At 29.6% G+C, this 7,010-nt stretch carries 5 protein-coding genes; 3 read left to right on the forward strand and 2 right to left on the reverse strand.

All coding sequences use genetic code 11. From position 1 onward, the window contains the following. The first annotated feature begins 282 nt into the window (after nucleotides 1-282). Nucleotides 283-2,598, forward strand: a complete 2,316-nt coding sequence (locus tag OXU73_00935; GenBank protein ID MDD9867882.1) for an AAA family ATPase — start codon at nucleotides 283-285, stop codon at nucleotides 2,596-2,598. Nucleotide 2,599: 1 nt separating this feature from the next. After that, nucleotides 2,600-3,166 (forward strand): hypothetical protein, encoded by a 567-nt coding sequence (locus OXU73_00940; GenBank protein ID MDD9867883.1) that lies wholly within the window; start codon nucleotides 2,600-2,602, stop codon nucleotides 3,164-3,166. 33 nt (nucleotides 3,167-3,199) lie between these two features. On the opposite strand, the gene OXU73_00945 is transcribed toward OXU73_00940, so the two are convergent. Both OXU73_00945 and OXU73_00950 read right to left on the reverse strand, forming a co-directional pair. Then, nucleotides 3,200-4,369, reverse strand: a complete 1,170-nt coding sequence (locus tag OXU73_00945; GenBank protein ID MDD9867884.1) for a DUF262 domain-containing protein — start codon at nucleotides 4,367-4,369, stop codon at nucleotides 3,200-3,202. Nucleotide 4,370: 1 nt separating this feature from the next. After that, on the reverse strand, nucleotides 4,371-5,501 hold the full coding sequence (locus tag OXU73_00950) for an adenine-specific methyltransferase EcoRI family protein (protein MDD9867885.1): 1,131 nt from the start codon (nucleotides 5,499-5,501) through the stop codon (nucleotides 4,371-4,373). A gap of 356 nt (nucleotides 5,502-5,857) precedes the next feature. On the opposite strand from OXU73_00950, the gene OXU73_00955 reads away from it, so the two are divergent. Beyond that, on the forward strand, nucleotides 5,858-6,829 hold the full coding sequence (locus OXU73_00955) for a hypothetical protein (protein ID MDD9867886.1): 972 nt from the start codon (nucleotides 5,858-5,860) through the stop codon (nucleotides 6,827-6,829). Nucleotides 6,830-7,010: the final 181 nt, after the last annotated feature.

Consider the following 7,010-nt stretch of genomic DNA (forward strand, 5'->3'; position numbering starts at 1 on the left):
CCACTGCGCCATCCTATTTATTTGATTGTAGATGTCAAATAGGCAAAAGTCATCTTTGGGTATTCTTCTTTTCTTCTCATATATTTTTTTATATCAACCTATGATCATCGTTTGATGACTTTTACCTATATAGGTTGATGTGTACACTTTACCATAGAGAGAACCACCTTTTACAAAATGGATTGTGGGAAAACAAGGAAAATGTTAATAAATATAAAGACTTTTGCCTTTTTATATTATCTGCTTGTCATAATTTAGGAAGTAGGAATATAATATGTAGGTATGATAAAGAAAATTAAAAAGTTGAAAAATCTTGGGATATTTAAAGATTTTAACTGGGGTTCTGAGACGAATGATTTTAAAAAATTCAATTTAATATATGGTTGGAATAGAAGTGGAAAGACATCTATTTCTCGTATTTTTGCGAGTTGTGAGAAAAAATGTACTTATGACGAAAATAAGTTCAAGCAATACCCAAAACATGGAGAATTTGAGATAAAGACAGATAGTGTGTCCATAAAAGATACAGATGTCATTAATAATATTTTACCAATAAAAGTTTTTAACCAAGATTTTATAGATGAAAATATTTCTTTTGATGATTCAAACCTATGTAACCCTATTATTTATGTTAGTGATAAGGACATTCAAAGTAAAAGGCAATTGGAAAAATTAAAATTGGATAGTGATGATTTTTCAAAAAAACACATATTGGCAGAAAAAGAAATATTAATACAACAAAAAATAAAAGACAACTTTCTTGTGCCGTTAGCAAAGAATATTAAGGACGATCTTAATCTTAATTATACTAAAACAACTGTAGAAAATTTAATAAAACAAATCGGCATTGATAATTTTGATGGCAAATTTCTCTCTGATGAAAATGAAAGAAATTATACTAATATAATTAATAATGAGCCTAAAAATGAACAGCACAAACTTTCAGATTATCAAATCAACTTTTCTTTTAATAGTAAAATTATAGATAATTTTCAAAAGATTTTTGAAGAAGTTAAAAATTTACTCAATAAAAATGTTATATCTGAATCATTAGATAGATTGAAGAATGATCAAGATTTAAATACCTGGGTTAAGCATGGTTTTGATTTACATAAAACAAAAGAAGAAACAAAAAAATGTTTATTTTGTGAAAAACCACTAGATAAAGATTTCTTAGATACCCTCTCAAGACATTTTAGTGAAGATTATGAAAAACTACAGAATCAAATTAATGATTTAAAAAATGGTATTTTGAGATTTAAAGAGCAAGAGGTTGAAGTAGAAAATAAAGATCTTTATCCTAATTTGAAAAGTGGGTATAAGAATAATGCAGAAAATTTGAATAAATGTATCAGAAAAATGAACGAGTGGATTGATAAAACAGTAGAAATTTTAGAAGAGAAATACAACAAACCACTTGATGTTGTAAATAGCCCAGACACTCCACAAGATTTTTTAAACTCGTATAATTCATCTATTGCAAAGTTGAACGCTATTATTGAAGAACATAATGAGAAGACAAAAAACCATACCCAAGAAGTCGAGAAAGCAAAAGAACAACTTGTAATGCACATGATTGCTAAAGCCTTATCTGAAGAAGATTTAAAAAAAATGAATAATGATTTAGAACAAGCTATTAATAATGAAAATACTATTAAAACGAATCTTGATAAAATTAATCCCGATATTCAAAAACTTGAGAATCAGTCTTCAGATATTGGTGTGGCAATTGCAGATGTAAATAAGCATCTAAAAGAATTCTTTGGGGAAGAAGAAATAACACTTGAATTGGCTAAAGAAAATAAAGGATATAGCATAAAAAGAAACGGGGAAATAGCTGAAAATTTAAGTGAAGGTGAGAAATCAGCAATTGCATTCTCATATTTTATTGTTAAAGTTGGAGAAAAAGAATTTGACAAATCAAATGGAATTATTTTTATAGACGATCCAATTTCAAGTTTTGATTCAAACTTTATTTATCATTGTTTTTCAATAATAAGAACACATTTCAGTGAAGTTGGACAATTATTTATTTCCACACACAATTTTCAGTTTTTCAATCTAATAAAGAATTGGTTTATTAGAAATAATAAAAACAGAAAAAAGGGGAATAAAGACGAATGCTGCGAGTTTTTTATGGTAGAAAATTTTATTGAATCAAACACAAGAAAAGCAAGAATTGTTGCATTAGATAAGACACTGCGAGAATATAAATCTGAATATCATTTTTTATTTTATAACCTCAAAAAGTTTGTAGAAAGGGAAGATATACAATATGAAGATTTTTATACTATTGGAAACATGGCAAGGAGATTTTTTGATATTTTTGCAGATTTTAAAAGACCAACAATAGAAGATCAAAAGACCAAACTAGAAGAGTTGGTAAAGGATATTAATGACCCAGAAGAAAAAATAAGTATAGCAGAAAAGACAAAAGCGTATAAACTAATTAATGATTTCTCCCATAATTCTGATCCAGCTAGTGCAATAGAACATAAAGATAAAAGCGAAATTAAAGATGCGATAAAAATTTTATTAAGTATAGTTAAAGAATCAGACCCAAAGCATTTTGAACTCCTAAAGATAAAATCTATATAAAATGATAAGTGAATTTGAAATATTGAAACATCTTCAAAATGAAATGCCTCATATAATGGAAAAGGTTGAAAATTTATTTGGAGAAAAGGATGAGAGCTGGGGATTTTCTGGGATTAGGATTTGTTCTGATGAGGATGTTCCTTGTGTATATTATCCCCGAGTAGAAGGAAAAAATATCGGAATATTAATATCCAAATCTTGTATTGATGACAGTGATTGCATAAGGGCAGAATGGCAACTTGCACACGAATGTGTCCATCTTTTATCTCCTGATAAAAATAAAGGAATAAACGCAAATTTTTTAGAGGAAGGTATGGCGACATATTTTCAGGATAAATATATTTCAGACAAATATAGAAGAGAGTTTAATTATAAAGAAAAATATAAAAAAGCAAAAGAATTATATTCCGAAATACACAATATAAATCCGCATATTATAAAAAAGATTAGAACAGAAAAGTGTCCTAATCTAAAGGAAATGACTAAGGAGATTCTGTTAGAATATTGTAAAGGTTTAAAAGATGATACGGCTGAAGCATTAATTCAATCATTTTATAATGAACAATAGAGGAAAAAGCAGGGAAATAGGGAAGTGTGAGTTTTAACTGTTTCCTTTTGCTTGATTGTGAGGTTTGCATAACATCTCACAATTTTTGATATCAGTTTTACCACCATTACTCCAAGGTGTTACATGGTCGGCATCCATTTCTTTAAAATCCCATATTTTATCTTTTTTAGCATCGTGCCCAATAGCACAATAAGAACAATTTGATATCTTTTTCTTTTTGGCTTCAGCGGTTTGTTTATTGTAAACTTCTTTTTTGCCTGCATCATCAAACAAACGCACATCAAGTAATTTAGTATCTTTTGAGCCACCAAGAACATACTCAAAAATACCTTTCCGACTTTTAACATAAGGATCACCATAAAGTTTTTGAACTTCTTTTGATATTTTCTTTGAATCATATTTTTTCTTATGATATTCTTCATACAAACGCCCCCATTCCAGTCCTTGCATTTCCTTTTCAACATCTACAAACATGCCTGAGACCCAGTCAATCACTTTATTAAAATGTTTCTTCAACTCATTAATATTCTCATCATAGCGATGGCGACTCATATATTCGTCAATCTTTCCTTTACTCACCCAGTCCAATGCTCTCTCAAAAAATGCTTGTCTATCTGCACTACCTCTTACATAAGCATTCCATTTTTCTATATTTATATTTTGACTATTACTAAATTCTTTTTTGCCCAATGTGACAAAAGGTCCAGAATAGATTGCATTTAATAACTCCTGTTCGTTGAGTGGGATTCCTTTAATATTTATGGTCTTAAACCATTCTTTTATTTCACTCTCTGTTCCTTCACATTCATAAATAAGTAACTTCGTTTGCAAAATTTTCTCTTTTTTGTCTTTTGCAAGACCGCTAAAATATTGTTCCATTCCACCTTGATCTTTTATAGCAAATTTTTCACCTATAAATCTTCCAAGGCTTGTTATTCGCTGTTGACCGTCTAAAACCTCAAATTTGCTACCACTTGTTTTATTAAAATAAATCAATCCTATTGGGTATCCTTTTAGAACTGATTCAATTACAGCAGCCTCTTTTTCACCACCATCAGAGGCATAGAGATAATTGCGCTGATACTCTGGCTGAATGGTTAGTTTACCAGACAAACCAAATAGACCCTTGCCTTCAAGTTCGTTATACTCAAATCCTTTGCAGATATCTTCAACAGTAATATTGGTTTTTAAGGTTGTATTCATATCATTTTTTGTGTTTTATTAATATGCGTGCATATTGTGGTTTACCTTTTATATAAGTGCAATCTGTTGCGCTTTTTGTATTATTCATTAAATGCTCTCTTTCCCCTTTCACATTAGAATTTCCCAATATTTCAAATTGGTCTGGATTATATTTATCAAGAAAAGTAATTGGAACTCCCATCACACCATTATAATCGCTTGGAATTGCGTTTGTATAAGGTACCTCAATTGCATTATAGTTATCATAATTTTGATAACTATTTTCTTTTTTTCGTAATTGTTTGTTAAATTTTTTATTATCTCTCGCCGTCATAAGTGATAGTGGTTGATGTCGACGACCATGATCAAGATTTGTGAACCATCTTATACTTGGGACTCTGATATATTTATTTCCTTTTTCATCAATCCTTAAACTACTACTTCTAACCTCATAATAATTTGGCACTCTAAATTCAACATCACCGCTATGTATACTATAACCAAGCCATAATTTATTATCTTTAATCAGCGGAAATATTTCTTTATAGGTAATAGCATTAGAATTTCCCAGTATTAGAAATTTCTTATCGTATTCCATTAAATGTGCAACAAACTCTCTAAATAAAGAAAACGGAGGATTTGTAACTACTATGTCTGCTTGTTTTAATAATTCAATGCATTCATCACTTCTAAAATCGCCGTTTTCTTCCAAGGGTTTCCATTCATTGTTTTTATTTTGTCTCAATAATAAAGCAACGTCTTTTAAGTTAAACTCGCCATCGTCGTCTATATCGCCAACTTCATTTATAATCATAAATCTATTGGCTGTTATTTTTGGACGACCTTTTTTGGGTGTTAATGTTTTATCATCCCCAAACAATTCTAGTTGCGTATTTGCTATTGGCGAAGGTTTGTAACTAGTGGTTATTAGTCGTTTTAATCCAAGCCTCCCAAAATTGAGCACAAAATAACGAAAGAAATTACTCTCATAAGGGTCATCACAATTGCAATATACAACTTTGTCTCTAAAAGTATCAATATTATAATCTAAATATGCTTCAATTTCTTTTTGAATATCATTAAATTGAGTATAAAATTCATCTTTCTTGTTTCTTGCAGCATTTCTTAGATTTTTGTTTGAAGATTTTGCCATGTTCCACTGTTTTCTCTATTTTACCATAATGCCGGACCATAAAATGTCCCTCGCGATAGATAGAAATGTGCACAAAAAGGGAAATGAACTTGCTTTTTAATTGATATAATGGGGTTATCGTAAATATTATGAAAAAGGAAGAAAGAAAAAAAATAACAAAAGAGGAGTTTGAGGAAAGATTAATTGCAATGGTAAATGCCCCAGAGGGAAAATACTCTGGATTACATGCAAATGATAAATTTAAAGATAATTTTGAACTAAAGAATTTTAACATATTAATAATAAAAAATTTAGTATTTGATTTCGATCCGTTTCAACTCACCTTTAATAGTCCTATAATGAACAATATTAGGGTAATGGGCGCATTAGTAAATTTTCTTAATTGTAAATTTGATAAAAAAATTGGTGCTGCAATAATTATTACCAATCCATTTCAACTTAAAGATAATATTTTTTCTAAAATAGAGGTTTCAATGGACAGTTATGAGAATTTACAAAGACAAGAAAGTTATAGGTTAAAATTGTCCATTGATATTAAGGGAGATAAATTCGCAGGGACTAACGAGTTTGATGAAATATTTATAGATATGCAATCTAGTAATTTAAATGGAAGATATTTTAGTGTAGAAAATTTAATTATAGACAATCCTACAAAGAAGGTAGAAATAAAGAATATCTGTCTAAATGGAAATATGAAATCTGTAATCATTAGGAGCGTAAGTATGAAAGGATTGTTTATTGGCTATCGTATCAAAGAAAATGTATTTTTTGAGAAAATAATGACCTCGTTAGCATTTAAAGTTTCAGAAGTTTTTCAGATGGAGGATGTTGAAATAACTGATGGATTTTTATTTAATATGGATCCAAAATGTATAGAGTTTAATTTTTTAAGAATAAATAACATAACTTTTCCACCTATTTTTAGCGAACAAAGACAAAGATATTTTTTTAATGTTTTGCGTCATCGGTTGGAAGAGAAGAAAGATTTTATCGGTGCTGTTGAGTTGTATAACCAAGAATTAAATTCGTATGCAGAAAATACCACTCAAGCACAAAAATGGTTGATTCTTGTTAAAAATTTTCTAAGCAAGCATAGGACAGATATTTTAAGACCGATAATATTTTATTTCATGGTGATTATATTTTTCTTCTCTATTTATCTTTTATATTTTAGATGTGATTTTGACGATATATTCCCAGACATTATCAGACCTTGGAGTACTGTTGATGGGGCATGGGGTCCTTTTGAGGCAATAAGAATTATAGCAATATCAGTTTTGTATTATGAGATAATTGTTAGCGCGAGGCTATTTGTTTATAAGAAATAACACCCCAAACACATCCTATAATAAATATATTATAATATATTTATTATAATACTACTCCGCTCGCTCGCCCTCACTCGGTGGCTCCACCGCCTCGCCCTCGCTCACTCCGTTCGCTCACCCCCACGCTCCGCGACCCTTCCACCCAATTATAATAAAATATACTATTTTATTATTTTACAAA

The sequence above is a fragment of the Candidatus Campbellbacteria bacterium genome, assembly GCA_028817035.1.
Classification (GTDB): domain Bacteria; phylum Patescibacteriota; class Minisyncoccia; order Phycocordibacterales; family JABAAK01; genus JAPPQH01.